The sequence below is a fragment of the Enterobacter sp. Taxon_2 genome (genome assembly GCF_058355295.1).
On record NZ_CM178024.1, the window covers coordinates 3629180 to 3655511 of the forward strand.

The 26332-nt window shown below is 57.4% G+C and carries 27 protein-coding genes; 8 read left to right on the forward strand and 19 right to left on the reverse strand.

Annotated features, from left to right (window positions below; translation table 11 throughout):
• The first annotated feature begins 205 nt into the window (after positions 1-205).
• The 4 genes from AC4IC4_RS17145 to AC4IC4_RS17160 all read left to right on the forward strand — a co-directional run bounded on the left by AC4IC4_RS17145 (position 206) and on the right by AC4IC4_RS17160 (position 4836).
• The gene (locus AC4IC4_RS17145; RefSeq protein ID WP_491471577.1) at positions 206-1750 is read left to right on the forward strand and encodes a PTS transporter subunit EIIC; all 1545 of its coding nucleotides are present in this window, start codon (positions 206-208) and stop codon (positions 1748-1750) included.
• A 12-nt stretch (positions 1751-1762) separates the two neighbouring features.
• Entirely contained in the window at positions 1763-3130 is a 1368-nt protein-coding gene (locus AC4IC4_RS17150) for a 6-phospho-alpha-glucosidase (RefSeq protein ID WP_491471578.1), read from the forward strand.
• 90 nt (positions 3131-3220) lie between these two features.
• Positions 3221-4066, forward strand: a complete 846-nt coding sequence (sseA, locus tag AC4IC4_RS17155; RefSeq protein ID WP_208763167.1) for a 3-mercaptopyruvate sulfurtransferase — start codon at positions 3221-3223, stop codon at positions 4064-4066.
• Positions 4066-4836 carry a MurR/RpiR family transcriptional regulator gene (locus AC4IC4_RS17160; protein WP_491471579.1) on the forward strand — a complete coding sequence of 257 codons (771 nt, stop codon included), beginning with the start codon at positions 4066-4068 and terminating at the stop codon, positions 4834-4836. Before sseA ends, AC4IC4_RS17160 begins: the two co-directional genes overlap by 1 nt.
• Positions 4837-4853: 17 nt before the next feature.
• Here AC4IC4_RS17160 and sseB read toward each other — a convergent pair whose 3' ends face one another.
• The 11 genes from sseB to trmJ form a co-directional block, all read right to left on the reverse strand.
• Positions 4854-5630, reverse strand: a complete 777-nt coding sequence (sseB, locus tag AC4IC4_RS17165; RefSeq protein WP_032648693.1) for an enhanced serine sensitivity protein SseB — start codon at positions 5628-5630, stop codon at positions 4854-4856.
• A gap of 141 nt (positions 5631-5771) precedes the next feature.
• On the reverse strand, positions 5772-7058 hold the full coding sequence (gene pepB / locus AC4IC4_RS17170; protein WP_491471580.1) for an aminopeptidase PepB: 1287 nt from the start codon (positions 7056-7058) through the stop codon (positions 5772-5774).
• A 60-nt stretch (positions 7059-7118) separates the two neighbouring features.
• Entirely contained in the window at positions 7119-7319 is a 201-nt protein-coding gene (iscX, locus tag AC4IC4_RS17175) for a Fe-S cluster assembly protein IscX (protein ID WP_003860650.1), read from the reverse strand.
• Between the two features lies 1 nt (position 7320).
• The gene (gene fdx, locus AC4IC4_RS17180) at positions 7321-7656 is read right to left on the reverse strand and encodes an ISC system 2Fe-2S type ferredoxin (protein ID WP_003860652.1); all 336 of its coding nucleotides are present in this window, start codon (positions 7654-7656) and stop codon (positions 7321-7323) included.
• Position 7657: 1 nt separating this feature from the next.
• Positions 7658-9508: a Fe-S protein assembly chaperone HscA gene (gene hscA, locus AC4IC4_RS17185; protein ID WP_024908643.1), complete on the reverse strand. Its 1851-nt coding sequence runs from the start codon at positions 9506-9508 to the stop codon at positions 7658-7660.
• Between the two features lie 14 nt (positions 9509-9522).
• Positions 9523-10038: a co-chaperone HscB gene (hscB, locus tag AC4IC4_RS17190; protein ID WP_491471581.1), complete on the reverse strand. Its 516-nt coding sequence runs from the start codon at positions 10036-10038 to the stop codon at positions 9523-9525.
• 79 nt (positions 10039-10117) lie between these two features.
• Positions 10118-10441: an iron-sulfur cluster assembly protein IscA gene (gene iscA, locus AC4IC4_RS17195; RefSeq protein WP_003860659.1), complete on the reverse strand. Its 324-nt coding sequence runs from the start codon at positions 10439-10441 to the stop codon at positions 10118-10120.
• A 13-nt stretch (positions 10442-10454) separates the two neighbouring features.
• Positions 10455-10841, reverse strand: coding sequence for a Fe-S cluster assembly scaffold IscU (gene iscU, locus AC4IC4_RS17200; protein ID WP_003860661.1), 387 nt, complete (start codon positions 10839-10841; stop codon positions 10455-10457).
• A 24-nt stretch (positions 10842-10865) separates the two neighbouring features.
• Entirely contained in the window at positions 10866-12080 is a 1215-nt protein-coding gene (gene iscS, locus AC4IC4_RS17205; protein ID WP_008502157.1) for a cysteine desulfurase, read from the reverse strand.
• 119 nt (positions 12081-12199) lie between these two features.
• Complete coding sequence (gene iscR / locus AC4IC4_RS17210) at positions 12200-12691, reverse strand: Fe-S cluster assembly transcriptional regulator IscR (RefSeq protein ID WP_024908641.1); 492 nt, start codon at positions 12689-12691, stop codon at positions 12200-12202.
• 220 nt (positions 12692-12911) lie between these two features.
• Complete coding sequence (gene trmJ / locus AC4IC4_RS17215; protein WP_267215169.1) at positions 12912-13637, reverse strand: tRNA (cytosine(32)/uridine(32)-2'-O)-methyltransferase TrmJ; 726 nt, start codon at positions 13635-13637, stop codon at positions 12912-12914.
• 131 nt (positions 13638-13768) lie between these two features.
• On the opposite strand from trmJ, the gene suhB reads away from it, so the two are divergent.
• Positions 13769-14572 carry an inositol-1-monophosphatase gene (gene suhB / locus AC4IC4_RS17220; protein WP_024908639.1) on the forward strand — a complete coding sequence of 268 codons (804 nt, stop codon included), beginning with the start codon at positions 13769-13771 and terminating at the stop codon, positions 14570-14572.
• A gap of 40 nt (positions 14573-14612) precedes the next feature.
• On the opposite strand, the gene AC4IC4_RS17225 is transcribed toward suhB, so the two are convergent.
• A complete protein-coding gene (locus AC4IC4_RS17225; RefSeq protein WP_032648684.1) occupies positions 14613-15593 on the reverse strand; it encodes a nickel/cobalt transporter in 981 nt (326 codons plus the stop codon).
• Positions 15584-16222, reverse strand: a complete 639-nt coding sequence (locus tag AC4IC4_RS17230) for a DUF1007 family protein (RefSeq protein WP_491471582.1) — start codon at positions 16220-16222, stop codon at positions 15584-15586. The genes AC4IC4_RS17225 and AC4IC4_RS17230 overlap by 10 nt, the downstream gene beginning before the upstream one ends.
• 125 nt (positions 16223-16347) lie before the next feature.
• Between AC4IC4_RS17230 and csiE the strand changes: the two genes are divergently transcribed.
• A complete protein-coding gene (gene csiE / locus AC4IC4_RS17235) occupies positions 16348-17625 on the forward strand; it encodes a stationary phase inducible protein CsiE (RefSeq protein WP_024908636.1) in 1278 nt (425 codons plus the stop codon).
• Here csiE and AC4IC4_RS17240 read toward each other — a convergent pair.
• On the reverse strand, positions 17620-18765 hold the full coding sequence (locus AC4IC4_RS17240; protein ID WP_008502163.1) for a 3-phenylpropionate MFS transporter: 1146 nt from the start codon (positions 18763-18765) through the stop codon (positions 17620-17622). The two genes, csiE and AC4IC4_RS17240, sit on opposite strands and share 6 nt — an antisense overlap.
• A gap of 172 nt (positions 18766-18937) precedes the next feature.
• Here AC4IC4_RS17240 and AC4IC4_RS17245 point away from each other — a divergent pair, with 172 nt between their 5' ends.
• Positions 18938-19360: a DoxX family protein gene (locus AC4IC4_RS17245; protein ID WP_024908634.1), complete on the forward strand. Its 423-nt coding sequence runs from the start codon at positions 18938-18940 to the stop codon at positions 19358-19360.
• Between the two features lie 54 nt (positions 19361-19414).
• Here AC4IC4_RS17245 and glyA read toward each other — a convergent pair whose 3' ends face one another.
• Positions 19415-20668 (reverse strand): serine hydroxymethyltransferase, encoded by a 1254-nt coding sequence (glyA, locus tag AC4IC4_RS17250; protein ID WP_008502165.1) that lies wholly within the window; start codon positions 20666-20668, stop codon positions 19415-19417.
• 304 nt (positions 20669-20972) lie between these two features.
• On the opposite strand from glyA, the gene hmpA reads away from it, so the two are divergent.
• Positions 20973-22163, forward strand: a complete 1191-nt coding sequence (hmpA, locus tag AC4IC4_RS17255; RefSeq protein WP_491471583.1) for an NO-inducible flavohemoprotein — start codon at positions 20973-20975, stop codon at positions 22161-22163.
• Positions 22164-22242: 79 nt separating this feature from the next.
• Here hmpA and glnB read toward each other — a convergent pair whose 3' ends face one another.
• The 4 genes from glnB to qseE form a co-directional block, all read right to left on the reverse strand.
• Positions 22243-22581 (reverse strand): nitrogen regulatory protein P-II, encoded by a 339-nt coding sequence (gene glnB, locus AC4IC4_RS17260; RefSeq protein ID WP_003860685.1) that lies wholly within the window; start codon positions 22579-22581, stop codon positions 22243-22245.
• Between the two features lie 65 nt (positions 22582-22646).
• On the reverse strand, positions 22647-23984 hold the full coding sequence (gene glrR / locus AC4IC4_RS17265) for a two-component system response regulator GlrR (RefSeq protein WP_045908542.1): 1338 nt from the start codon (positions 23982-23984) through the stop codon (positions 22647-22649).
• Entirely contained in the window at positions 23971-24708 is a 738-nt protein-coding gene (qseG, locus tag AC4IC4_RS17270) for a two-component system QseEF-associated lipoprotein QseG (RefSeq protein WP_491471584.1), read from the reverse strand. Before qseG ends, glrR begins: the two co-directional genes overlap by 14 nt.
• 1 nt (position 24709) lies before the next feature.
• On the reverse strand, positions 24710-26137 hold the full coding sequence (gene qseE, locus AC4IC4_RS17275; RefSeq protein WP_024908630.1) for a two component system sensor histidine kinase QseE/GlrK: 1428 nt from the start codon (positions 26135-26137) through the stop codon (positions 24710-24712).
• Positions 26138-26332 lie beyond the last annotated feature (195 nt).

The following is a 26332-nucleotide window of genomic DNA, read 5'->3' on the forward strand; positions in this document are numbered from 1 at the left end:
ATTTTAGAATCTGGAAAGCGCCTCGCAGAATGACATCACGCCGCTACGCCGTGATGGAACCGCGATCACAGCACATAACGTCACATGTAACCTTTTACGTCATTTGTTTTTAAAACAAGAAGATAGCTGGATAAGCGCGCCTGAAGACTGCTAGTTTTATGACCATGACGCACCCCGAGTGCGCGGTTCAATAAGAGAGAAAGCCATGAAACGAGCCGTGAACGCCCTACAAAATTTCGGAAAATCATTGTACGGACCGGTACTTATCTTACCGATCGTCGGTCTGTTTATTGCCTTTGGTAACGTGCTGGGTAACGGTAATCTCGCGGAGTATCTGCCGTTTCTTGGCCATCCCCTGATTCAGCATATTGGTCAGCTTATCGCGAAATCTGCCGTGTCGGTGCTGGTGAACCTGGCGCTGGTGTTTGCCGTAGGGATCCCGATTGGTCTGGCGACGCGTGATAAAGGCTATGCCGCGCTGATTGGTCTGGTGACCTTTGTCGTATTCATCAACGCCATGAACGTCACGCTGCAACTGCAGGGCGCGCTGGCGCCAGCTGCTCAGATGAAAGCGGCCGGACAAACCATGGTGCTGGGCGTGCAGGTGCTGGAGATGGGCGTTTTTGCCGGGATCCTGACCGGTGCGCTCTCCGGCTATCTGTACAACAAATACTCCGGCGTACAGTTTAACGGCGCGATGGCGATTTACTCCGGCCACTGTTTTGTCGCTATCGTCATGCTCCCCGTCTCCATGCTGCTCGGCGTGGTGATGAGCGAACTGTGGCCGTTTGCCCAGCACGGCATTAGCACCCTGGCGCTGGCCATCAAAGGCTCCGGGCCGTTTGGCGTGGCAATCTACGGTTTCCTGGAACGCATTCTGGTCCCCACCGGACTGCACCATCTGGTTTATACGCCGTTCCTCTATACCGAGCTGGGCGGCACGCAGGAGGTGTGCGGCGCAACCTATCAGGGCGCGCGCAATATCTACTTCGCTGAGATGGCCTGTCCGGACGTGAAGCAGCTCAGCAGCACCGTGGTGTGGGATGCACGCGGCATCAGCAAGATGTTCGGCCTGCCTGCCGCCGCGCTGGCGATGTATATGACCGCAAAGCCGGAGCGTAAAGCCGTTGCGAAAGCCATTCTGATCCCGGCGGCGCTGACCTCGCTGCTGGTCGGCGTGACCGAGCCGATTGAGTTCTCCTTCCTGTTCGTCGCCCCGCTGCTGTTCGTGGTGCACGCGGTGCTGACCGGCATCGGCATGATGCTGTTCTCGCTGCTGGGCGTTCACGCCATCGGTGCCAACGGGATTATCGACTTCATCCTCTACAACCTGCCGCTCGGCACGGAGAAGTCCAACTGGCCGATGTACATCGTGGTCGGGCTGATCATGTTTGCTCTCTACTTCGTGGTGTTCCGCTTCCTGATCCTGCGCTTCAACATGAAAACGCCGGGCCGTGAAGATGAGGACCAGGAGACGCGCCTCTACAGCAAGCAGGAGTACCAGGCTAAAGGCAATAACGACGGGCTGGGCGAGTCCATCGTGGTGGGTCTGGGCGGTCGGGAAAACATTGAAGTGGTGGATAACTGCTACACCCGCTTACGCGTCACGGTGAAGGACGTCGCCATCATCGACGAGCCGCGGCTGAAGGAGACCGGCGCGAAAGGGATTATCAAACAAGGTAACAACGTTCAGGTGGTCTACGGGCTGCACGTCAAAAAAATGCGAGAAGCCGTTGAGACGTTTCTCTGAAAGGAGCTAAAGATGTTTACACCCCCATTTATCCTGTCGATTGCCGGCGGCGGTAGCACCTACACGCCGGGTATTGTGAAAAGCCTGATGGTGCGCCTCCAGGATTTCCCGCTGGCCGAAATTCGCCTTTACGATATCGACGAGGCGCGTCAGAACACCATTGCGCCCGTCGTCGAGAAGGTCATTCGCGACCACAGCCAGAGTATCAAATTTACCGTCACCAGTGACCCGGAAGTGGCCTTCAGCGGCGCGCATTTTGTCTTCGCCCAGATGCGCGTCGGCCAGTATAAAATGCGCGAGCAGGATGAGAAGATCCCGCTGCGTCACGGCGTGGTCGGCCAGGAAACGTGCGGACCCGGGGGTCTGGCGTACGGACTGCGCACGATCCTGCCGATGGTGGAGCTTATCGATCTGGTGGATCGCTACGCGCACGAGAAGGCCTGGATCGTGAACTACTCCAACCCGGCGGCGATCGTCGCGGAGGGCGTACGCCGCCTGCGCCCGAACGCGCGGGTGCTGAACATCTGTGATATGCCGGTAGCCGCGATGCGCAATATGGGGGCGATTCTGGGCGTCGAGCGCCACAAGCTCGAAGTCGACTACTTCGGCCTGAACCACTTCGGCTGGTTTACCCGCGTGCTGGTGGACGGCGAAGACAAGCTGCCCGAGCTGCGTAAGCATATCGCGAAGTTTGGCCTGCTGACGGAAGATGCGGCCAAAACCGACCCGCAGCATTCCGATCCCTCCTGGGTGAAGACCTGGCGCAACATTAAGCCGATTATGGACAACTTCCCGGAGTATCTGCCGAACCCGTATCTGCAGTATTACCTGATGCCGAACCAGATTGTGGCGCACCAGAACCCGGACTATACCCGCGCCAATGAAGTGATGGACGGGCGCGAGAAAAAGCTGTTCGCCGCCGCCGAAGAGTATCAACGCACCGGAATTTTACCGGATGCCTTCCACGTGGGCGTGCACGGCGAGTTTATCGTCGATGTCGCCCGCTCGCTGGCCTTTAACCTGCGAAGCCGCCATCTGGTGATGGTGGAAAACCGCGGCGCGATTACCAACCTGCCTTACGATGCCGTGGTGGAAGTACCCGCTTATATCACCTCCGAAGGCCCGGAACCGATTCGCGTCGGTCAGGTGCCGCTGTTCCATCAGACCCTTTTGCAACAGCAGCTCGCCTCGGAACAACTGCTGGTGGAGGCGACCATAGAAGGCAGCTATGAGAAAGCCCTGCAGGCATTCACCCTCAACCGCACCGTGCCGACCATGGAACATGCGAAAGCAATTCTGGATGAGATGATCGAGGCCAACCGCGACTACTGGCCTGCGCTGCAAAAAGCCTGGCAGGACGGCGAAACGGTGAAAAAATAGGGGCTTGCTCGCGAGTTGAACGTGGTTTGCTTGTCGGTGTCAGAAAAAACACCGACAATCCTTTTTTACGGAAAAGAATGGAGGCAACCCATGTCCACCTCATATTTTGTCGCCGCCGACTGGCTGATTGAGCACGGCGACGATCCGGAAGTTCAGATTATCGACGCGCGTATGGCCCCTCCGGGACAAGAGCATCGTGACGTGCCCGGTGAATACCGTGCCGGGCATCTGCCGGGTGCGGTATTTTTTGATATTGAAGCCCTCTCCGATCACACCTCTCCCCTGCCGCACATGCTGCCGCGCCCGGAAGCGTTTTCCGTGGCGATGCGCGAGCTGGGCATCAGCAAAGACAAACACCTCGTTGTCTATGATGAAGGTAACCTCTTCTCCGCACCGCGCGCGTGGTGGATGCTGAAGAACTTCGGTGTGGAAAAAGTGTCGATTCTGGCGGGCGGGCTGGCGGGCTGGAAGCGCGACGAGCTGCCGCTTCAGCAGGGTGACGTGACGCTGCCGGAAGGTGAATTCGACGCGACCTTTGACACCCATGTGGTAAAACGCCTGACCGACGTGCTGGTCGTGAGCCACGAAAAAACGGCGCAAATCGTCGATGCCCGTCCTGCTCCGCGCTTCAATGCCCAAGCGGATGAACCGCGTCCGGGGCTGAAGCGTGGACATATTCCGGGCGCGCTGAACGTGCCGTGGGGCGACCTGGTGTTTGAGGGCGAGCTGAAAACTACCGACGAGCTGCGCGCCATTTTTGACCGTGCTGGCGTGGATTTACATCGTCCGATTATTGCCAGCTGTGGCTCCGGTGTTACGGCCTGCGTGGTGATCCTGGCGCTCGCCACGCTCGGTGCGAACGACGTCACGCTCTACGACGGCGCCTGGAGCGAATGGGGTGCGCGAGACGATCTGCCTGTCGAACCCGCGAAATAATGGATAACCGCCTGGCCACGCTGTTAACGCGCGGGGCATCGCTGACCCGCGCGGAGTATCGCGTCCTCGCCCACCTCACGGAGCATCCGCTGCTGGTGGGCAACATCACGGTGCGAGAGCTTGCTCAGGCGACGTTTGTTTCTACCGCCACCATCATGCGGCTGTGCCAGAAGCTGGGGTTCAGCGGCTTTAGCGAGTTTATCTGGCACTGCAAGCAGCTGCTCTCCGACACGCCGCACATTGCCGTTCAGGGGCAATCGCGTCCTGAGCTCCCGGCGCTATTTAACCAGTTTATCGCCAACTATCAGCACACCTTTCAGTGGGTCACGCAGGAGAAGCGACAGCAGTTTGCCGATCTGCTGCGCCAGAAAGAGAGCTTCTTTCTCTACGGGGCTGGGTTTTCCTATCTCTTTGCGGAGTACCTGACCAAGAAGCTGCAGGTGTTGGGCAAAACGGCGTTTATCTCCGGGCCGGGGGACAGCAGGAATATTTTCCTCAGCAACGCCGCGCGCTATCAGGTGTTTATTGCCGTCTCGCGCAGTGGCGAAACGGAGCAGGTGCTGGATAAAGCGCGGATTGCCAAAAACGTCGGCATGACCATCGTCGCGTTTACCCGCGCCTCGGCCAACACGCTGGCGGAGATGGCCAACGTTCACTTTGCGCTCTATGACGAAGCGGTACACTACGCCGCCGAAGCCGCAGGGGTGACGTCGTTTGAGTCGAATCTGGTGCTGCTGATGGATTTACTGCTGCTGGAAGCAACGGGGTGACATTCACCCCGCCGTAATCAGATGATGCGGTTGGTTTTGAGATCGCGCAGGAAGCCGCCCCAGCGACGCTCGTAGAATGGGGTGATGTGCTCGGTAATAAAGTGGCTGATGCCCTTCTCACCGTTTTTCACCTGACAGATATCAATCGGCTCATCGCCCGGTAGCGTGTCGGTCGCCACGCTGCCCGCCGCCTGAACGATCTCGTCGAAATCGCCATCGGCTTCAATACCGATCAACAGCACCGGCTTTTCGTCCGCGCGCTCTTTGATGGAGCAGAGAAACGCGCGCCTGACGGGCTTGAGCGTTTTGAACAGCGTCGTCAGGGAATCAATCATCTGCGCGGGCGGCTCGGCCACCTCAGACAGCAGCAGCGTTTCGCCCCCTTCCAGCACTTCCTGGGTGCTGAGCGGGTTGCCCTCTTCACCTATCAGGTGGCTGATTTCACGCGGCGTGAACTCTTTCCCGGTCGGCAATTTAGCGTTGAGGAACAGCGTCTGGCCCAGCGTCATTTCAAACAGGGTACGCACCGGCATCACCACGAACGCCTGTTCGTCTTCAACCGCTTCCTGCAGGGCTTCCAGCGAGGTGAAGAACGGGATCACCGACGTGCCGTCGTCTTTCTCCCAGTGCAGCAGATCCAGCGCGCTGTCTTCGACAACCTGCTCACCTTCCGCCGCGGTGCCCGGCACCCAGACGGTGGATTCCAGCAGCGTGCGGAAAAAAGCCGGACGGTGGGCGGGCTCGGTCGCCGCCTGCTCCAGCAGGGTTTCTAATTCGTTTTTGGTGTCTGACATAGTTTGGCTACTTCAAAAAACGCCGGGTGGCGCTTCGCTTACCCGGCCTACAAAACCGTAGGCCCGTGCAAGCGCAGCGCCGCCGGGCAATATGATGACTCCGAAGGCGCGCGTAAGCGTAGCGCCACCCGGCTAAAAAGATTACTCAGCCGTCAGCAGGTTCGCCACGGTACGCACACCCAGACCGGTTGCGCCCGCAGACCACTGCTCAACCGCGGCTTTACGGTACGTTGCGGAGCAGTCGATGTGCAGCCAGCCTTCATGATAATTCTCAACGAAGTGAGACAGGAAGCCTGCCGCGGTGCTTGCGCCCGCAGGGTACGCCGCGCTGGCGGTATTGTTCAGCTCGGCAAAGTTGGACGGCAGCTGGCTGCGGTGGAACTCGGACAGCGGCAGACGCCAGAACGGTTCATTTTCAGCAGCGGCGCTTGCCAGCAGGCGAGCGGCCAGCTTGTCGTCGAAGCTGAACAGCGCATGGTAGTCGTTACCCAGCGCGGTTTTCGCCGCGCCGGTCAGGGTCGCCATATCGATAATCAGCTCTGGCTTCTGGGCAGACGCGTCGATCAGGCCATCGGCCAGCACCAGACGGCCTTCGGCGTCGGTGTTCATCACTTCGACGTTTTTGCCGTTGCGATAGCGAATGATGTCGCCCAGCTTGAAGGCATTACCGCTCACCATGTTGTCCGCGCAGCACAGGTACAGCTTCACCCGCTTGTTCAGACCGCGGGTAATCGCAAACGCCAGCGCGCCGGTGATGGTGGCCGCGCCGCCCATGTCGGACTTCATGGAGTCCATGAACGCGCTCTGCTTCAGGCTGTAGCCGCCGGTGTCGAAGGTGATACCTTTACCTACCAGGCAGGCAAAGACAGGAGCGTCTTTATTGCCGGTTGGGTTGTAGTCCAGCGCCAGCAGCACCGGTGGACGCTCAGAACCACGGCCCACGGTATGAATACCCATGTAGTTCTGCTCGCGCAGGTCTTCACCCTTGGTGATGCGGTAGGACATCTTGTCGCCCGCCACGCCGCACAGCAGGTCAACCGCGCGCTGCGCCAGCTGCTCAGGGCCTAACTCTTCCGCCGGGGCGTTGATGGTGTCGCGCACCCAGTCGATAATTTGCAGGCGGCTTTCCAGCTCTTTCTGACCGGCTTCGTCGAGGTTTGCCCACTCAATTTTGCGGGTGCCTTTCGGGCCTTTGTAGCCTGCCCAGAATGCCCAGCTGCGGTCGGTGTCCCAGCCTTCGCCTTCCAGGGAGACATGCTTAATGCCCAGGCCATCAATTTTACGCGCGGCGCGCTGGATCAGGCCCAAATCATCGTTGCCCGTCAGGTGCAGGGTAATACCGTCGTTGTTGATGCTGTAGCTGGCTTTCTCGCCCCAGCGCGCGTCGGCGGGCTGCGTAGAGAGCGTAATCTTCATCGCTTCGGTCATTTTATTTTTCCTTATTAGCAACTAGCAAACGGGCCGCCTGAAGGCAGCCCGTTTTGTTATTTATTCTGCTTCATCTAACCAGACTAACAGAATCGCCTCCAGAATTTTTTCATTGGATGCGTTTGGATCGTCGTCGAAATCTTCCAGATCGCAGATCCACTGATGCATGTCGGTGAATCGTACGGTCTTCGGATCGAGATCCGGGTTCGCGTCGTAGAGCGCTTCGCCGATTTCACGGCTGTCTGTCCACTTCAGTCCCATATCAATGCTCGCGTGCGTGGTTGATGGTGTAACGTGGGAATTCCACGACCAGATCTTCATCGGTCACCGCAGCCTGGCAGCTCAGGCGGCTGTCTGGCTCCAGACCCCATGCTTTATCCAGCATGTCGTCTTCGTCTTCGGTGCTCTCGGCGAGAGAGTCAAAACCTTCACGCACGATGCAGTGGCAGGTGGTGCAGGCACAGGATTTTTCACAGGCGTGTTCCACTTCGATACCTGCACGCAGGGCAACATCGAGAATGGTTTCGCCGGTCTTCGCTTCCAGAACAGCGCCATCCGGACAGAGGTCCGCATGAGGCAAAATTACAATCTTTGGCATATTAAACCTCGTCCACGGACTGGCCTTTCAGCGCGACGCGGACAGATTTGTCCATGCGGCGAGCAGCAAAGTCCTGGGTTTGTTTATCAACGTTTTTAATGGCTTCTTCTATTGCGTCAGCGTCATTGCCTTCAGCGACCACGCTTAAGCGCGCGGCCGCTTCGTCAATTACCTGACGCTCAGCGGCGCTGAGCAGCGCGGCGTCGGCAGCGAGCGCGCCGGTCAGGCTTTCCAGCACGCGTGCGGCTTCCACTTTTTGTTCCGCCAGCATACGCGCCTTCACATCCTGCTCGGCGTAGCTCATTGAGTCCTGAATCATAGAGGCGATTTCGCCATCGGTCAGGCCGTAGGACGGCTTCACCTGGATGGACGATTCCACGCCGGTGGATTTTTCCATCGCCGTGACGCTCAGCAGACCGTCGGCATCCACCTGGAAGGTAACGCGAATGTGCGCCCCGCCCGCAGGTAGCGCCGGAATTCCGCGCAGCGCAAAGCGCGCCAGAGAACGGCAGTCCTGCACCAGCTCGCGTTCGCCCTGCATTACGTGGATGGACATCGCGGTCTGGCCGTCTTTAAAGGTGGTGAACTCCTGTGCGCGCGCCACCGGAATGGTGGTGTTACGCGGGATCACTTTCTCCACCAGGCCGCCCATGGTTTCTAACCCCAGCGACAGCGGGATGACGTCCAGCAGCAGCATTTCGCTGTCCGGCTTGTTGCCGACCAGAATATCGGCCTGGATTGCGGCGCCCACGGCAACCACTTTGTCCGGGTCGATGGAAGTCAGCGGCGTGCGGCCAAAAAATTCGCCCACGCGCTCGCGCACCAGCGGCACGCGGGTCGAACCGCCTACCATGACCACTTCCAGCACCTCGTTAGCCTCAACGCCCGCATCTTTCAATGCGCGACGGCAGGCCAGCAGGGTGCGTTTCACCAGCGGGGCAATCAGATCGCTGAACTGGTCGCGGGTGATGTCACCCTGCCAGCCCGCAACGTTTACGGTAACCGTCTGCGCATCGCTCAGGGCGATTTTGGCGTCAATAGCCGCATCCAGCAGCTCGCGCTGTACGCGCGCATCGCTGCGATCGCTGATGCCCGCCTGCTCGCGAATGTAGTCCGCCAGCAGATGGTCGAAGTCATCGCCACCCAGCGCGGAATCCCCGCCGGTCGCCAGCACTTCAAATACCCCACGGCTCAGGCGCAGGATTGAAATATCAAAGGTACCGCCGCCGAGATCGTAAACCGCAATGACCCCTTCCTGACCGGAGTCGAGGCCGTAGGCAATCGCCGCCGCCGTCGGTTCGTTCAGCAGACGCAGCACATGCAGGCCCGCCAGACGCGCGGCGTCTTTGGTGCCCTGACGCTGTGCATCGTCAAAGTAGGCAGGAACGGTGATCACCACGCCGTCCAGATCGCCACCGAGCGTTGCCGTAGCGCGCTCCGCCAGCGCTTTGAGAATGTCAGCAGAAACACGAATCGGGTTCAGCAGACCGGCCGCGGTCGCGATCATCGGCAGGCCGTTTTCACTGGCCTGCAGCTGATACGGCAGATGCGGGTAGCGGGTCTGAATATCGGCCAGCGAGCGGCCCATCATGCGCTTGACGGAGCTGATGGTGTTGGCCGGATCGCGCGCGGCGTTGGCGCGGGCGTCATAGCCGACCGCGTGACCCTGCTGCTGGTAGTGGACCACGGAAGGCAGCAGATGGCGGCCCTGCTCGTCAGCCAGCGTTTCCGCCTGGCCGCTACGCACGGTCGCCACGAGGGAATTGGTGGTGCCCAGATCGATACCCACCGCCAGACGACGCTGGTGCGGTGCGGCACTTAAGCCAGGCTCACTAATTTGTAATAAGGCCATAATTGCTTCCGAAATTAAAAATCGAGCAGCTTTTCTTCGAGTTGTTCAGCACTGCTTCGCAGTTTATCGAGAAAACGGAGTTTGCGCACAGTATCTGCCGCCACGTCCCAGGTCTCGTTGTTCAGTTGCTCCACCATCTGCTGATGGCGGGTATCGAACATGCCCTTCACGCGCGTAATAAAGCTTTCCAGACGCGCTTCGTCTTTGGCCTGTTCAATCTCATCGAGCTCTTCACGAAGCTCCAGCTGCTCCATCAGAAATGCCGTGTCGCGCACGGTGTGCTGTTCGCTCGCCAGATCAAAACCGTGGAGCGAGAGCAGATACTCAGCGCGCGCCAGCGGATGGCGCAGCGTCTGCCAGGCCTGGTTGATGGTCGCAGAGTGCGATACCGCAGCCAGCTGTTCTGCCTGAGTACCGCTCGCGAATTTGTCCGGATGGTACTGACGCTGAAGATCCTGAAAGCGGATCGTCAGCGCCAGGAGATCAATCGGGTATTGAGCGGGAAGTCCGAAGAGAGTGAAGTAATCCATAACAATCTCAGGGGTAGCCTGTTATAACAAACCCCACGCGCAGCGGGTACGCCACGGTGGGGTTTCGGATGACGCGCGGTTAAACGTGGAAGCTTTCGCCGCAACCACACTCGTCTTTGACGTTCGGGTTCGTGAATTTAAACCCTTCGTTCAGGCCTTCTTTAACGAAGTCCAGCTGAGTGCCGTTGAGGAATTGCAGGCTTTTGCCATCGACCACCACCTTCACGCCCTTGTCTTCAAACACGGTGTCGTCAGACGCCGGTTCATCAACAAACTCCAGTACGTAAGCCATACCAGAACAGCCGGAGGTACGTACGCCCAGTCGCAGGCCAAAGCCTTTACCACGGTTCGCCAGAAAAGAGCTTACTCGCGCGGCAGCGCTGTCGCTAAGGGTAATCGACATACTCAAACCTCAATTATTTTGCTTCACGTTTGCTTTTGTAATCCGCAATGGCGGCTTTGATCGCGTCTTCTGCCAGAATTGAGCAGTGAATTTTCACCGGTGGCAGTTCGAGTTCTTCAGCAATATCCGTGTTCTTGATTGCCTGTGCTTCGTCCAGAGACTTGCCCTTCACCCATTCGGTGACCAGGGAGCTGGACGCGATAGCAGAACCGCAGCCGTAGGTCTTGAAACGCGCGTCTTCAATGATACCTTCATTGTTGACTTTAATCTGCAACTTCATCACGTCGCCACACGCCGGCGCACCGACCATGCCGCTACCAACAGATTCGTCGCTGTTGTCAAAAGAGCCAACGTTGCGTGGGTTTTCGTAATGATCGATGACTTTTTCGCTGTATGCCATGATTGAATTCTCCTTATGTACCGATTAGTGATGTGACCATTCAATGCTGTTCAGATCCACGCCCTGCTTGAACATTTCCCACAGTGGAGAAAGGTCGCGCAGACGGCCAATGGAGTTGCGAACCAGCTTGATGGTGTAGTCAATCTCTTCTTCGGTAGTGAAACGACCTAAAGAGAAACGGATAGAGCTGTGTGCCAGCTCGTCAGTCATACCCAGCGCGCGCAGCACGTAGGATGGCTCAAGGCTTGCAGAAGTACAGGCAGAACCGGAAGAAACGGCCAGGTCTTTCAGCGCCATAATCAGCGATTCGCCTTCAACATAGTTGAAGCTGACGTTGAGGATGTTCGGAGCGCCCTGCTCGAGATCGCCGTTCAGATACACTTCTTCCATATCTTTCACGCCGTCCCACAGACGGTTACGCAGCGTACGCAGGCGCGCCATCTCGGTTTCCATCTCTTCTTTTGCAATGCGGTAGGCTTCGCCCATGCCCACGATCTGGTGAACAGGCAGCGTACCGGAACGCATGCCGCGCTCGTGACCACCGCCGTGCATCTGTGCTTCGATGCGGATACGTGGCTTACGACGAACGTACAGCGCGCCAATCCCTTTCGGGCCATAGATTTTGTGGCCGGAGAAGGACATCAGGTCTACTTTCAGCTGGCTCAGGTCGATAGGCAGTTTGCCCACGCTCTGGGTCGCGTCTACGTGGTAGATGATACCGCGCGCGCGGCACATTTCGCCGATGGTCGCGATGTCCTGCACCACGCCGATTTCGTTGTTGACGTGCATGATGGAGACCAGAATGGTGTCATCACGCATAGCCGCTTCGAGCTCTTTCAGGTCGATGATGCCGTTGCTCTGTGGCGCCAGGTAGGTGACTTCATACCCTTCACGCTCCAGCTGACGGCAGGTGTCCAGCACGGCTTTGTGTTCGGTTTTGCTGGTGATGATGTGCTTGCCTTTTTTCTGATAAAAGTTAGCTGCACCTTTGATCGCCAGGTTGTCGGATTCGGTCGCACCGGAGGTGAAAACAATCTCACGCGGGTCGGCACCCACCAGGTCAGCAATCTGATTACGGGCGATATCAACCGCCTCTTCAGCATGCCAGCCAAAACGGTGTGAACGGGAAGCTGGGTTACCAAAGTTTCCGTCCAGGGTCAGACACTGCATCATTTTCTCGGCAACACGCGGGTCCACCGGCGTGGTTGCGGAGTAATCGAGATAAATCGGTAATTTCATTGCTCTTTAAACTCCGTACATCGCTTCAATGCAAGGAATCAGGCAACCGGCTGGATGTACGACCGAGTACACGGGGCGAGTCTTCGCCCCGGCCTGATTCTGAAATACTTATCGTTTTATTACGCGCGCAGTTTGACGTCGATAGCGTCCTGCGCGCGGGTGCTGCGTTGGGAATCCTGACTGTGCTGACGACCAGAGACATCCAGAACTTCCTGGTTATTGACCAGTTCACCCAGGGTGATGTTGTTCAGGAAGCCGGTGAGACGGTCGCTCAGATCGCGCCACAGCGCGTGGGTCAGGCATTTGTCGCCGCCCTGGCAGCCGCCTTTACCCTGGCAACGGGTCGCGTCAACGGATTCGTCAACTGCGCTAATCACTTCACCAACTGCAATACTGCCCGCGTCTTTACCCAGCAGATAACCGCCGCCTGGGCCACGAACGCTGGAAACCAGTCCATTTTTACGCAGTCTGGAGAACAGCTGTTCCAGATAAGAGAGGGAGATCCCTTGTCGTTCAGAAATATCAGCCAACGGAACCGGGCCCGCTTCGGAGTTGAGCGCAACGTCCAGCATCGCGGTCACGGCATAACGCCCTTTAGATGTCAGTCTCATGTCTTACTTAACCTCAAACTCGCCCCTGCCCGGGGTTTTTTATAGTAAAATGGGGTATTGCATAGCAGGGCCAAGTCTGACATTCCTGACTAAAATGGTCAACTATTTACTTGACTGTTTTAGTCAGGTATTTAACCTTCTGTGCCTTCATAATACAGGTGCGGCCTGATGCCCTCACCCCGCCCCTCTCCCACAGGGAGAGGGAGAAAACAAACCGGCACTACTCTTTATTCTTCTGCTCAATCGACGCCAGAATCCCGCGCAGGATGTTCAGCTCCTGGCTTTCCGGACGCGCGCGGGTAAACATACGGCGCAGCTTGTTCATTACCTGGCCCGGGTGGCCTTCACGGATAAAGCCGGTTGAGAGCAGCGTCTGCTCCAGGTGACCGTAGAAACGCTCAAGGTCGTCCACCAGCGGGTAAGCCGTCTCTTCTTTCGGCTCGACCTCTTTTTCCTGCGTTGCCAGCCACGCCATACGGACTTCATAAGCGATAACCTGCACCGCCATCGCCAGGTTCAGCGAGCTGTACTCCGGGTTTGCCGCAATCGCGACGTGATAATGGCACTTCTGCAGCTCATCGTTGGTCAGGCCAACGCGCTCGCGGCCAAACACCAGCGCAACCGGCGCCTGTTCTGCCTCCGCGACACTTTTCAGGCCGCATTCACGCGGATCGAGCATTGGCCACGGCAGCGTGCGCGAACGCGCGCTGGTACCCACAACGAGGCTGCAGCCGGCCAGCGCTTCGTCAAGGGTATCGACGATCTGGGCATTACCGATCACGTCGCTGGCCCCGGCCGCCAGCGCGATAGCCTGCGAGTCGGGTTTCACCAGCGGGTTAACCAGCCACAGGTTCGTTAAGCCCATGGTTTTCATAGCGCGGGCAACGGAGCCCATGTTGCCGGTATGCGATGTTTCGACCAGCACGATTCGAATGTTTTGCAGCATAATTTTTAATATCTGAATTCAGCGTCTGAAGAATATTCGGGCATATTATCATAAACGGGAGACATAATCCGATCCCGCTGCTATACTCTGCGCCGATTTTCCTGTTCTTTAACATCCAGTGAGAGAGACCGATGCATCCGATGCTGACCATCGCCGTGCGCGCAGCGCGCAAGGCGGGTAATGTAATTGCCAAACACTACGAAACGCCAGACTCCGTAGAAACCAGCCAGAAAGGCAGCAATGATTTCGTGACTAACGTCGATAAAGCCGCAGAAGCGATTATTATCGAAACGATCCGCAAATCTTACCCACAGCACACCATCATCACCGAAGAAAGCGGTGAACATGAAGGTACCGATCAGGATGTTCAATGGGTTATCGATCCACTGGATGGCACCACCAACTTCGTCAAACGCCTGCCACACTTCTCTGTGTCTATCGCAGTACGCATTAAAGGCCGTACTGAAGTCGCCGTTGTGTACGATCCAATGCGTAACGAACTGTTCACCGCGACCCGCGGTCAGGGCGCACAGCTGAACGGCTACCGTCTGCGCTGCAGCAACGCACGCGATCTGGACGGCACCATCCTGGCGACCGGTTTCCCGTTCAAGGCAAAACAGCACGCGACCACCTATATGAATATCCTGGGCAAACTGTTCACCGAATGCGCGGACTTCCGTCGCACCGGTTCTGCTGCGCTGGATCTGGCCTACGTTGCCACCGGCCGCGTTGACGGTTACTTCGAACTCTCACTGAAGCCATGGGATTTTGCAGCGGGCGAGCTGATCGCACGTGAAGCAGGCGCCATTGTTTGCGACTTCACCGGCGGCCATAACTATCTGTCTACCGGCAACATCGTTGCGGGTAACCCACGCGTTGTTAAAGCCATGCTGGCAAACATGCGTGATGAACTGAGCGATGCGCTGAAGCGTTAATCCCGGTAATTCCCTCTCCCTGTGGGAGAGGGAATTGAAACTAAAAAGGCCGCAATCCCCTTCCCACCGGCACCGCACTCATCCACATCGTTACCGCCGCTACCAGCAGAATCACCCCGCCCGCCAGCGCGAGCGTTGTCCAGCCAACCTGCCGCCACAGCACCGGCGTTTTATTACCGCTGAGTTTGACCGCCAGCTGACGGAAGCTGTGTACCAGCAGCGCTAAAGACGAAATGGTGAGAGAGGTTCCTGCCGCCATCGCCAGCGCGGACAGCATGCCCCAGCCGAACACGCCGATCACCTTACTGAACAGCAGCACCATGATGGCACCCGAACACGGGCGCATGCCCATAGAGAGAACAATCACCAACCGCGCGCGCCAGTCGTCACCGTTCTGTAATTGTTCCTGCGTGGGCAAATGCTGATGCCCGCAGCCGCAGTTTTCATCATGAACGTGGTGCGGCGTAAAGGTTTTGAATTTCGGCTTTTGCAGCAGCACGCGCAGCTTTTTGAGCGCCCGCCAGCAGAGGATCAGCCCCAGCAGGCCCACCAGCGCATAGCTCCCTTTTTCAAGCCAGAAGCTGCTCATGTGCAGCTGGCGCGCCGGAAGCTGCAAAAGTGAAAGCACAACAACGACCAGCGCAATCGCCACGCCGCCCTGCAGCAGCGAGGAGGCCAGCGTCAGGCCGATACTCGATTTGAGCTTTGACGGATGGGTAGCAAGCCAGGTGGTAATGACGATTTTGCCGTGCCCCGGCCCCAGGGCGTGCAGAACGCCATAGACAAAACTGAACGCCAGCAGGGAACCACCCGCTTTGGTCGGGTTCTCCGCCACCGCCTTCAGCAGACCGCTCATCTGCTGGTTGACCTCACGCTGCCAGATAATGCTTTTCATCATGACCTGCGGCCAGGCCTGCCACAGCCACAGCGCACCGCCAGTTGCTAACAGTAAAAAGAGCGCCAGCGGCCAGAGGTGCAGCCAGCGGCGCGGTTTCCGAACCGGAGAGGAGATCACTGACATTGTAACGTCACCTCCTGCGCAAACTGTTTACCCAATTCCATATCCTCGGGTGGGGCATCTTCTTTATCAAGCGAGACCGCAAAGTTCAGCGTCTCTTCGCTCGGTTTCGGGGTGTGTACGCCAATTTTGCAGCTTTTTTGCAGCGCGTCCGGCAGCCGTACGTCGCTGTCTTTGTCATAGCGCATGTCAACATAGTAGGTAGGGTCAAAGGTGGAAAAGCGGTACGTTTGCCCCGCCAGCGGCTGCGGATGCGCCAGCGGAAGCACAAACGTCAGCACCGCCTGGTGCCCGTCACGCGTCATCCCGTATTCCGTGGGTCGGTTCAGAAATTTGACCTTTTGCCCGTTGTGCCAGAACTCGGTGAAGTAGTGCTGACCGAGCACGTTGGCCATTACTTCCGCCGCCAGCTTTTTCCAGATTTCATCGCCGGGCTTCGCATTTCCCGCATCATAGAGCAGATCGGCCGAGGTGATTTCATCCATCGTCCAGCGCATTTTCAGGCCGCTCAATTGCGTGCCGTCGGTGACCAGCTCGGTTTTGAGGTCGATAAAGCTGTGAGGGTGTGCGCTGGCGGTTAAGCTGATAACCGCCAAAAATAACGCCATCGCACTTTGTTTAACTGTTTGCATCAATTCCTCACGTCAAAAATTCTGTGATGTCCCCCAGCAATCCTGAGTGAAAGGCCTGCCGGCGCGCTTTTCAGCACTCATCCTTTAGCTATTCTTATCAAACATTCACACTGGATACCCGACAGATGATGACGACGCTTGAAATTCCATCTGTGCTTTCCAGTTCGCAGCGCCGCTGCCAGGTGCTTTTAATGCTTTACCTGCCCGATGCTGCCGTCACCGCACAGAGCATAATCGCTGCCAACGGCGTGGACGACGCGATGGCACGGCAAGATATAGCCGAGACGCGCGATGAAATCCAGCGCTATCACCGGCTGGATATCGTTACGCACCACGACGGCTGCTACCGGATTGAAGGCACAGCCCTGAATCAGCGTTTATGCCTGCTGCACTGGCTGCGCCGGGCGCTGCGGCTTTGCCCGCAGTTCGTCTCGCACCAGTTTACCCCCGCATTAAAAACCGCGCTTAAACAACACGGCATTGCGCGTCCGCTTTACGACGATGCGAACCTGCGGGCGCTGATCGGCTTCTGCTCACGCAAGCTCCAGCGCCAGTTTGAATGTCGTGACGTCCAGTTTTTACAGCTCTATCTGCAATACTGTCTTATTCAGCACCAGCTCGGGAATACGCCGCAGTTTTCCCACGTTCAGCGCAGCTGGACCCAGTCGAGAGGGGAGTATTTTACGGCCCAGGAGATCGTGCGCCACTGGAGACGGCGCGTCCCGCAGGGTGCCCACGGGGATGAACAGCTGTTTCTGGCGCTGCTGTTTATGATGCTCCGCACGCCCGATCCGGTGCTTGATAAGCACCAGCAGGATCAGCGTCTACGTCGGGCCATCGTGCGCATGGTGGCCCGCTTTCGTTCCCAGACCGGGATGAACTTCAGCGACGAGCAGGGGCTGACCGATCAGCTGTATATCCATCTGGCTCAGGCGCTGGACCGTTCGCTGTTTGAGATCGGCATCGACAATAACCTGCCGGAGGAGATCCACCGCCTTTATCCCCGACTGTTACGCACCACGAAAGAGGCGCTGTTTGAGCTGGAGGCGGAATTTGGGCTACGTTTTTCCGATGAAGAGATGAGCCTCGTGGCGGTGATTTTTGGTGCCTGGCTGATGCAGGAGACTGACCTGCATGAAAAACAGGTGATCCTGCTGACGGGAGACGATAAAGCCAGCGAGGAGCGGATTGAACAGCAGCTTCGCGAGCTGACGCTGCTGCCACTCAACATTCGCTACCTGACGCTGCAGGCCTTTCAGAAAGAGGGGGCGCCGCGCGAAGCCGCGCTGGTTATCACCCCCTACCCTACGGCCCTGCCGCTGTTCTCGCCGCCGTTGATTCATGCCGTTGAGACATTGAACGCGCAGCAGCAAGAACATATTCGCGCCATGCTGGAATCATAGCGACGCGCGGGCGGCCACTTTAGGGCGAACAACGATGGCGGGCAAGGCGACCAGCGCCATCACCCAGAAGACGCCGTGCCCCAGATGCTGATAGAGGAACCCCGCAAACACCGTCATGATCGCGATACTGCCCCCCATTGCCACTGCCGAATAGACGGCCTGCAGACGAATCACGTCCCCGCCCTCGCGCGCTGCGATATAGCGCATCGCCGCCAGATGGCACACGGTAAAGGTGCCGCAGTGAAGAATTTGCGCCACAATCAGCCACGGCAGATCGGTCGTCCAGCCCATAATCCCCCAGCGCGCCACCCCACACACGGCGGAAAGCAGCAGCAGGTCACGCGCGCCAAAACGACGGAACAGTTTTTTGCTCAGGGCAAAGATAATGACTTCGGCCACCACGCCCAGCGACCATAGATAGCCCACAGCGGAAGCGGAATACCCTGCCCCCTGCCAGTAGATGGCGCTGAAGCCATAATACGCCGCATGCGCCCCCTGAAGGAGGCACACGCACGCCAGAAAACGCCAGCTCTGTGCGACCAGGCTCCGCCATGCGGGCCAGCCGGCGCTCTCCTGATGGCGGCTTTCCCCTTGCGGCATCACCGACGGTCGCAGCAGCATACCCAGCAGCATCGAGGCAATACCGATGCTCAGCAGGGCAAGAATGGCGCGATAATCGTAAAGGCTGACCAGTTTGCCCACCAGCGCCGAGCCAATCACAAAGGCGATAGAGCCCCACAGGCGCACGCGACCATAGTCCATGGTGATCTGCTTTTGCCAGGTGTTCGCCAGGGCATCCGTCAGCGGCACCAGCGGTGAGAAGAACAGGTTAAAGCCGACCATTACCACCATCAGCCAGGCAAACTGGTGGCTGACCCAGAAGCAGGCCACAAAGACCAGGGTCAACAGAGCAAGAATGCGCACGGCCTTGATCAGTAAGGAGGGATCGCTGACGCGCGGGGCAATCAGCAGGCTGCCGAGGAAACGCGCCACCAGCCCGGCCCCCAGCAGGACGCCGATGGTCTCGGGCGTCAGGCCGATACCCTTGAGCCAGACGCTCCAGAAGGGCAGAAAAATGCCGTAGCTAAAGAAATAGGTGAAATAACTGAGCGCCAGCCAGCGCGTGGAATGCAAGACCATGAATCCCTCCCGAAATCGAGGCCATAGTCTGGCGAGAATATAAAAATTAAGCAAGTAGATAGCCTGCTATAAATTAACGAAAAATTAACATCTTGTGCAGTCGCCTGGCTTATGGCAGGGAATGGAAATATGTATTACGTTTAAATTACTCCACTTGCAGAGGTTTTCTGCCATGAACTCACTACGTTATCTCGATTTCGGTCAGTCGCGTCACCTGCTGCTGTTGATCGGCCGCATCGCACTTGTCGTGCTGTTTATTATCTTTGGTTATCCAAAACTGACGGGATTTAGCGGCACCGTACAATACATGACCTCGCTGGGGACGCCGATGCCCATGCTGGCGGCCATTATTGCGGTGGTGATGGAAGTACCTGCCGCCATTCTGATCGTACTGGGCTTTTTCACCCGTCCTCTCGCGGTACTGTTTGTGTTCTACACCCTCGGAACGGCGGTAATTGGCCATCACTACTGGGATATGACCGGTGATGCGGTCGTACCGAATATGATTAACTTCTACAAGAATATCAGTATTGCTGGCGCCTTTATTTTGCTGGCGATTGTTGGTCCCGGCGCGATTTCCCTTGACCGGCGTTAAGCCATAAAAAAAGGCCGCAAGCGCGGCCTTTTTTATTTCTGCAAAGCAGAGGAATTATGCGTATACCGGGAAGCGTGCGCAGATATCCAGAACTTTACCTTTGACGCGCTCGATAACCGCTTCGTCATTGATGTTGTCCAGAACGTCACACATCCAGCCAGCCAGCTCTTTCACTTCCGCTTCTTTGAAGCCGCGGCGAGTCACGGCCGGAGAACCGATACGGATACCGGAGGTCACGAACGGGCTCTTCGGATCGTTTGGCACGCTGTTTTTGTTCACGGTGATGTTGGCGCGGCCCAGGGCAGCGTCAGCTTCTTTACCGGTCAGGTTCTTATCAACCAGATCCAGCAGGAACAGGTGGTTTTCAGTACCGCCGGATACCACTTTGTAGCCACGGTTCAGGAACACTTCCACCATCGCTTTGGCGTTCTTAGCAACCTGCTGCTGATAAACCTTGAACTCAGGCTCCATCGCTTCTTTCAGCGCTACCGCTTTTGCCGCGATAACGTGCATCAGTGGGCCACCCTGCGCGCTTGGGAACACCGCGGAGTTCAGTTTTTTGTACAGCTCTTCGTCACCGCCTTTCGCCAGGATCAGGCCACCGCGTGGACCCGCCAGGGTTTTGTGGGTGGTGGTGGTCACAACGTGAGCGTGCGGAACCGGGTTCGGGTAAACGCCTGCGGCGATCAGACCCGCAACGTGCGCCATATCAACGAACAGGTAAGCACCGATGCTGTCTGCGATTTCACGCATTTTTGCCCAGTCAACGATACCGGAGTAAGCGGAGAAGCCACCGATGATCATCTTCGGTTTGTGCTCTTTAGCCTGCTTCGCCATGTCTTCGTAGTCAATTTTACCGGACTCATCGATACCGTAAGGGATGATGTTGTACAGTTTGCCGGAGAAGTTAACCGGGGAGCCGTGAGTCAGGTGGCCGCCCTGCGCCAGGTTCATACCCAGAACGGTATCGCCCGGCTGCAGCAGCGCGGTGTAGACCGCGAAGTTAGCCTGAGAGCCAGAGTGCGGCTGCACGTTCGCGTAGTCAGCGCCAAAGAGTTCTTTCGCACGGTCGATAGCCAGCTGCTCAACGATATCAACGTACTCGCAACCGCCGTAATAGCGTTTGCCAGGGTAACCTTCAGCATATTTGTTGGTCAGCTGAGAACCCTGCGCCTGCATAACGCGCGGGCTGGTGTAGTTTTCGGAGGCGATCAGTTCGATGTGCTCTTCCTGACGTACTTTTTCCTGCTCCATAGCCTGCCACAGTTCGGCATCATAATCGGCAATGTTCATTTCACGCTTTAACATCCGCATCTCCTGACTCAGCTAACAAGTAAATTTTGGCCTGAAAAGGCAGTCCTGTTGGACGACGGGCAACAGTATAACTGATTAGTTCTGTGATAACAGGTCTTGACAAACGATTTTACGCAAACGTTTCCCTACCCGCCACGCAAGGGTTTGAGGAATAAAGCTCTCGCCCTTTCCAGCGGATTTCTTTTCAGGTTTGTGATGCATATTTTTCATCTTGCAAAGAACCATTTACAACGCAGGGGTATTTTTTATAAGATGCATTTAAAATACATCATTAAAGTGACATCAGAAGGACGCGCTCATGCTCGACGCTCAAACCATCGCTACCGTAAAAGCCACCATTCCTCTGCTGGTGGAAACCGGCCCTAAACTCACCGCCCATTTCTACGATCGCATGTTCACGCACAACCCGGAGCTCAAAGAGATATTCAACATGAGCAACCAGCGTAACGGCGATCAGCGTGAAGCGCTGTTCAACGCCATCGCGGCCTATGCCAGCAATATTGAAAACCTGGCTGCACTGCTGCCTGCGGTAGAAAAGATTGCGCAGAAACATACCAGCTTCCAGATCCAACCCGAGCAGTACAACATTGTGGGTGGCCACCTGCTGGCGACGCTGGACGAGATGTTCAACCCGGGCCAGGAGGTGCTGGACGCGTGGGGTAAAGCCTACGGCGTGCTGGCAAACGTGTTTATCAACCGTGAAGCACAGATCTACAGCGAAAACGCCAGCAAGAACGGCGGCTGGGAAGGCACGCGGGCGTTCCGCATCGTCGAGAAAACCCCGCGCAGCGCATTGATTACCTGCTTTGAGTTTGAGCCGGTGGACGGACAGCCGGTGGCCGATTACCAGCCAGGCCAGTATCTGGGCGTGTGGCTGAAGCCAGAAGGTTTCCCGCATCAGGAGATCCGCCAGTATTCTCTTACCCGCAAGCCAAACGGCAAAGGCTACCGCATTGCGGTGAAGCGTGAGGACGGCGGCCAGGTTTCCAGCTGGCTGCACAACGAAGCGAACGTGGGCGACGTGGTCCATCTGGCCGCGCCGGCGGGCGACTTCTTTATGGCCGTTGAAGCAAACACCCCGGTTACGCTGATCTCTGCGGGCGTCGGCCAAACGCCAATGCTGGCGATGCTCGATACGCTGGCAAAATCACACCACGGTGCGCAGGTAAACTGGTTCCACGCTGCGGAAAACGGCGACGTGCACGCCTTTACGGAGGAGGTGAAAACGCTCGGGGCGTCCCTGCCGCACTTCACCGCGCACACCTGGTATCGCCTGCCGACGGAGGCAGACCGCGCAGCTGCTGGCTTTGACAGCGAAGGTCTGATGAATTTAAGCCAGATGGAAGGGGCGTTTAGCGCGCCGGACATGCAGTTCTACGTCTGTGGGCCGGTGGCGTTTATGCAGTATGCCGCTCAGCAGCTGGTTGAGCTGGGCGTGAACAAAGACAGCATTCATTACGAGTGCTTCGGCCCGCATAAGGTGCTGTAATCGCCCGGCGGCGCTTCGCTTGCGCGGGCCTACGAAGAGTTTGTAGGCCGGGTAAGCGCAGCGCCACCCGGCAAGAACGTTAAATCGCGGCGTCGTCTTCTTCGCCGGTACGGATACGGATCACGCGCGCCACGTCAAAGACGAAGATTTTACCGTCGCCAATTTTGCCCGTCTGCGCGGTGCGGATGATGGTATCCACGCAGGTATCGACGATATCGTCGCTGACCACGATTTCAATTTTTACTTTCGGCAGAAAGTCGACCATGTACTCTGCGCCACGGTAAAGCTCGGTGTGGCCCTTCTGACGACCAAAACCTTTCACTTCCGTCACGGTCATCCCGGTGATGCCGACTTCCGCCAGCGCTTCACGCACATCATCCAGTTTGAAAGGTTTAATAATCGCATCAATCTTTTTCATGGTGGGTCCTTAAACTCTTGCCTGTAAGCTGCCTCGTAATCGATTGCTCACAGTACCATACGGCATTACTCTTTAAAATCGTTTGCTTCCAGCTCGTGGCGCGACAGCAGCTTGTAGAACTCGGTGCGGTTGCGTCCGGCCATGCGCGCGGCGTGGGTCACATTGCCTTTGGTGATCTGCAATAGCTTGCGCAGATAGTTGAGCTCAAACTGATTCCGCGCTTCGGCAAACGTCGGCAGCGCCGTGTTTTCCCCTTCCAGCGCCTGCTCCACCAGCGCGTCGCTGATGACCGGTGAAGAGGTCAGCGCCACGCACTGCTCAATCACATTGACCAGCTGACGCACGTTGCCCGGCCAGCTTGCGGCCATCAGCCGCTTCATTGCATCGGTGGAAAACGCGCGCACGAATGGTTTATGGCGATCGGCCGCCTGGCGCAAAAGGTGGTTCGCCAGCAGCGGAATGTCTTCCGCACGCTCCGCCAGCGCCGGGATCTTCAGGTTCACCACGTTCAGGCGGTAGTAGAGATCTTCACGAAACTCGTTGCGGGCCATCACTTTCGGCAGATCGCGGTGGGTGGCGGAAATAATTCGCACATTAATATCAATATCGCGGTTGCTGCCCAGCGGGCGAACTTTGCGCTCCTGCAGCACGCGCAGCAGCTTGACCTGCAGCGGCGCGGGCATATCGCCAATCTCGTCCAGGAACAGCGTGCCGCCTTCCGCGGCCTGGAACAGCCCTTCCCGGCTGCTTACCGCCCCGGTGAATGCCCCGCGGGCATGACCAAACAGTTCAGATTCAAGCAGCTGCTCCGGGAGCGCGCCGCAGTTAATCGCAATAAAGGCGTTCTTGCTGCGCGGGCTGGCGTTATGGATCGCCTGGGCCAGGATCTCTTTCCCGGTGCCGCTCTGGCCGTTGATGAGCACGCTGACGTCGGACTGCGCCACCATCCGGGCCTGTTCAAGCAGACGCAGCATCACGGGGCTGCGGGTGACGATAGGCTCCCGCCACGCTTCATCCCCCGCCGGGGCGGCATGTTCCAGCGCGCTGTCGATAGCCTTATACAGCGCGTCTTTGTCCACCGGCTTGGTCAGGAAGCTGAATACCCCCTGCTGCGTCGCGGCAACCGCATCCGGGATCGACCCGTGCGCGGTCAGGATAATCACCGGCATCCCCGGCTGCTGCTTCTGGATCTCCGCGAACAGCTGCAGGCCGTCCATTTCGTCCATCCGCAGGTCGCTTATCACCAGATCGATCTTCTCGCGGCTGAGGATCTTAAGCCCCTCGAGCCCGCTTTCCGCGGTCACGACGCTGTAACCTTCACTCACCAGACGCATGCCCAGCAGCTTTAACAGCCCGGGATCGTCATCCACCAGTAACAGATGGGCTGGTTTACGGCTCGTCATGCTTCACATCCTCTTGTTTCGGCGTATCGCTGTCCGGTGCCGCAGATGAACTCCCCGGCTGATATTTGCGCGACGAGAGCTGCCTTTCGATATCGGTCAGGTTTTCCAGCTTACGCGTTGTGGTATCGAGCTGCGTACGTAAATGTTGCTGCTGCTGACGCAGCGTATCAAGCTCGCTATCGGTTGACTGTTGCAGCTTGCTGTAGCGGGAGCGCTCTTCAGACAGCTGAAGCTGTAATGTCTGCCCATCGCGCCAGAGCTGGTATACCGGGCGTACCTGCACGGGAAGATTGACCACGAACGTGTCCAGTCGGGTCACGTTGGCGCGCCGTTCGACGGGGGTGATTTTCGCATCAGCCAGCAAAATGCCGCGCTTGAAAGCGTCCTGCCAGGTGTCGTCATCCAGCATCGCCGCCTTCGAGCGAGCGTCTACCGGGGCCAGACGCTGGGCGCAATCTACTCCACGCAGCCAGAACAGCGGGTTGCTTTCAACGTCATGACCTGACAGGTTCCAGATATCGTCACAGCGGGTTGAGAGGAAATCGGCCAGCTGGTTATCAGGCCATTTATCTTCTTGTTTATCGCTAATTGCACTTTGTGGCGCATGGGAAACACACCCTGCCAGAAATAAACAGGGCAGGCTCAGGCGAAGCGTGTTGCGGGAAAACACCGCGCGTACGGCGCGGGAAAAGACGTGTGACATACTCACCAGACATAGATTCATTTTATTGATTTTTCCGGCTCAGGGGCAGTTCAATACGGAAGCAAACATCCGAACGTTCATCCGTGGCAATGTTTAGCTCACCCTGCATGCGTCGTATGCAGTCCCGGGCGATGCTCAAGCCCAGACCACTGCCTTTCACCGCACCTTTCCGCTGATGACTCCCCTGGAAAAAGGGCTCGAAGATCATGGTTTTTTCGTCATCGGGGATCGGGGTGCCGGTGTTAGCGACGTCTATAAACACCCGGGAACCCTTCGTATAACTTCGGATATAAATGTTACCGGATTCAGTACCATAGTGCACCGCATTGGAATAAAGATTATCCAGCACGCTCATTAAGAGCATGGGTTCAGCGAGACAGGTCGGCGCATTTAGTTCTACACCGGTATGCATCATTTTAGCTCTTGCTGGCAAGCTATGGGCGGATATCACCATATCCACCAGCGGCTCAATCTCAACGTTTTCCAGAACGACCGCCCCGTCAGCCAGCTTGCGGTTGTAATCCAGCAGTTGCTCAATCAGCTTTTGCAGATTGCGACTGCTATTATCCAGGATCTCGACAATTTCTTTCTGTTCTGGCGTAAGGGGTCCTGCCACTTCGTCCGCCAGCAGCTCCGTCCCTTCGCGCATGCTGGCCAGCGGCGTTTTAAGCTCATGAGAGATATGGCGCAGGAACTGATGACGCTGTGATTCAAGCCACGCCAGGCGCTCGGACAGCCAGATAATGCGCTGGCCTACGGATCGCAGCTCGCGCGGACCTTTAAAGGCGACCGTATCTCCGAGCGATTTCCCTTCACCCAGGCGGTTGATCATCCGCTGAATGCCCTTCACCGGGCCGATGATCATGCGGGTAAAGAGCAGAACCAGCCCGAGGCTCACGAGGAACAGCACCAGCGCCTGCCAGCCGAAGAACTGGCCGCGCTCGGCAATCTCCTGCTGGAGCTGCTGGCCGCGAGAGAAAATCACCGTGCGCGTTGACTGCACCATCTCGGTGTTGGCGCTGGCAAAAGCTTCAAGACGCGCGGCGGCGGCGGCATCCGGGCCGCTGTTACTGCACTGTAGCTGCGCAAGATCGTTTAAATCCTGACGTAACGCCTGATAGAGCTTGTCGTCAGGCAATACGCCGGCGTGGGCGTCCAGCATTTCGCTGTAGCGCTTGCGCTGACTCTGATACACCTTTTCCAGCGTCCGATCGTCAAGCACGCAATACTGACGATAGCTACGTTCCATCTCCAGCGCGGCGTTGGTCATCGCTTCACTGCGTCTGGCGTCGATGAGCGTCGTGCGGTTGGTCAAAGCCGCCTGCGCGCTCAGCGCGTTCAGACTTTGCCACGCCTGCCAGGCAAGGATCAGCAGCGGCAGCAGGATCAGCAGGAAGGCCATCATGACAAGCTGTCGCAGGGAGCGGGGAAAAACGGGCCAGCGTTTCAACGCATTACTCTCTTAATGGGGGTTTACGCAGAGCGTAACTGAGTCTGCCCTTCAGATACAACAAAGCCGGGTAAAAACCCGGCTTTGTCATGGAATGAGGCGGTGCCTAACTCGACGTTTCGCCCTGGCCTGATAAAGCATCGCTATGATCAGTAGTTGGACGGCAGGCACCTTTTTGTGCGTCATTCGAAGTTT

Excerpts from the sequence above, each read along its gene's own strand:
- iscX (WP_003860650.1), bottom strand. The coding sequence starts at position 7,319 with ATGGGACTGAAGTGGACAGACAGCCGTGAAATCGGCGAAGCGCTCTAC.
- sseB (WP_032648693.1), bottom strand. The coding sequence starts at position 5,630 with ATGTCAGACACCAAAAACGAATTAGAAACCCTGCTGGAGCAGGCGGCG.
- glrR (WP_045908542.1), bottom strand. The coding sequence starts at position 23,984 with ATGACGAGCCGTAAACCAGCCCATCTGTTACTGGTGGATGACGATCCC.
- iscS (WP_008502157.1), bottom strand. The coding sequence starts at position 12,080 with ATGAAATTACCGATTTATCTCGATTACTCCGCAACCACGCCGGTGGAC.
- glnB (WP_003860685.1), bottom strand. The coding sequence starts at position 22,581 with ATGAAAAAGATTGATGCGATTATTAAACCTTTCAAACTGGATGATGTG.
- sseA (WP_208763167.1), top strand. The coding sequence starts at position 3,221 with ATGTCCACCTCATATTTTGTCGCCGCCGACTGGCTGATTGAGCACGGC.
- glyA (WP_008502165.1), bottom strand. The coding sequence starts at position 20,668 with ATGTTAAAGCGTGAAATGAACATTGCCGATTATGATGCCGAACTGTGG.
- AC4IC4_RS17225 (WP_032648684.1), bottom strand. The coding sequence starts at position 15,593 with ATGTCAGTGATCTCCTCTCCGGTTCGGAAACCGCGCCGCTGGCTGCAC.
- suhB (WP_024908639.1), top strand. The coding sequence starts at position 13,769 with ATGCATCCGATGCTGACCATCGCCGTGCGCGCAGCGCGCAAGGCGGGT.
- iscU (WP_003860661.1), bottom strand. The coding sequence starts at position 10,841 with ATGGCATACAGCGAAAAAGTCATCGATCATTACGAAAACCCACGCAAC.
- iscA (WP_003860659.1), bottom strand. The coding sequence starts at position 10,441 with ATGTCGATTACCCTTAGCGACAGCGCTGCCGCGCGAGTAAGCTCTTTT.
- AC4IC4_RS17240 (WP_008502163.1), bottom strand. The coding sequence starts at position 18,765 with ATGGTCTTGCATTCCACGCGCTGGCTGGCGCTCAGTTATTTCACCTAT.
- pepB (WP_491471580.1), bottom strand. The coding sequence starts at position 7,058 with ATGACCGAAGCGATGAAGATTACGCTCTCTACGCAGCCCGCCGACGCG.
- AC4IC4_RS17230 (WP_491471582.1), bottom strand. The coding sequence starts at position 16,222 with ATGCAAACAGTTAAACAAAGTGCGATGGCGTTATTTTTGGCGGTTATC.
- AC4IC4_RS17160 (WP_491471579.1), top strand. The coding sequence starts at position 4,066 with ATGGATAACCGCCTGGCCACGCTGTTAACGCGCGGGGCATCGCTGACC.
- AC4IC4_RS17150 (WP_491471578.1), top strand. The coding sequence starts at position 1,763 with ATGTTTACACCCCCATTTATCCTGTCGATTGCCGGCGGCGGTAGCACC.
- iscR (WP_024908641.1), bottom strand. The coding sequence starts at position 12,691 with ATGAGACTGACATCTAAAGGGCGTTATGCCGTGACCGCGATGCTGGAC.
- trmJ (WP_267215169.1), bottom strand. The coding sequence starts at position 13,637 with ATGCTGCAAAACATTCGAATCGTGCTGGTCGAAACATCGCATACCGGC.
- csiE (WP_024908636.1), top strand. The coding sequence starts at position 16,348 with ATGATGACGACGCTTGAAATTCCATCTGTGCTTTCCAGTTCGCAGCGC.
- AC4IC4_RS17245 (WP_024908634.1), top strand. The coding sequence starts at position 18,938 with ATGAACTCACTACGTTATCTCGATTTCGGTCAGTCGCGTCACCTGCTG.
- hscA (WP_024908643.1), bottom strand. The coding sequence starts at position 9,508 with ATGGCCTTATTACAAATTAGTGAGCCTGGCTTAAGTGCCGCACCGCAC.
- fdx (WP_003860652.1), bottom strand. The coding sequence starts at position 7,656 with ATGCCAAAGATTGTAATTTTGCCTCATGCGGACCTCTGTCCGGATGGC.
- qseG (WP_491471584.1), bottom strand. The coding sequence starts at position 24,708 with ATGAATCTATGTCTGGTGAGTATGTCACACGTCTTTTCCCGCGCCGTA.
- AC4IC4_RS17145 (WP_491471577.1), top strand. The coding sequence starts at position 206 with ATGAAACGAGCCGTGAACGCCCTACAAAATTTCGGAAAATCATTGTAC.
- hmpA (WP_491471583.1), top strand. The coding sequence starts at position 20,973 with ATGCTCGACGCTCAAACCATCGCTACCGTAAAAGCCACCATTCCTCTG.
- hscB (WP_491471581.1), bottom strand. The coding sequence starts at position 10,038 with ATGGATTACTTCACTCTCTTCGGACTTCCCGCTCAATACCCGATTGAT.